The sequence below is a fragment of the Pseudoalteromonas rubra genome (assembly GCF_005887115.1).
Classification (GTDB): domain Bacteria; phylum Pseudomonadota; class Gammaproteobacteria; order Enterobacterales; family Alteromonadaceae; genus Pseudoalteromonas; species Pseudoalteromonas rubra_F.
The window spans coordinates 1-547 of the sequence record NZ_PNCJ01000108.1; the positions used below are offsets into that span (position 1 = coordinate 1).

General features: G+C 46.3%; 1 protein-coding gene. It reads left to right on the forward strand.

Annotated features, from left to right (window positions below):
* Positions 1-468 (forward strand): NADAR family protein (locus CWB98_RS23375; protein WP_138546968.1); only part of this gene is annotated, 468 nt, incomplete at its 5' end.
* Between the last annotated feature and the right edge of the window lie 79 nt (positions 469-547).

Below are 547 nucleotides of genomic sequence, written 5' to 3' on the forward strand. Positions count from 1 at the left end.
CAGCAGTTGCGGAAGAAAAACTTTATTTACTGTCCGGGATTAGTTGACCACTACACTTTCGAGTATGATGGCAACCGATATCTAACAGCCGAACACTTTATGATGGCTGAAAAAGCTCGACTATTTGCTGATGAAGAAGCTGCTCTTAAGGCTGTCTCAGCTAAGACTCCAGGAGAAGCCAAAAGGATAGGACGGGAAGTTAAAGGCTTCAATGATGAGATCTGGCTGCAACACCGTTTTGACATCGTAGTTAAGGCCAACCTACTGAAGTTCGGTCAAAACAAAGACCTCAAAGACTACCTTCTCAACACCGGAGAACGAGTCTTGGTTGAAGCTAGTCCAGTGGACTCAATTTGGGGTGTTGGTTTGGCTGCTGACGATCCACTGGTTGAGCTCCCTGAGTCATGGCAAGGACTTAATCTATTGGGTTTCGCACTTATGGAAGTCCGCGAGCAACTGGTTAGGTAAAAAGCGCTTAACAAAAAAATCCATTGGGACAAGCAGGCCTGGGCCGCAAGCGTCCCACACTGTTGTGATTCAATAAAAC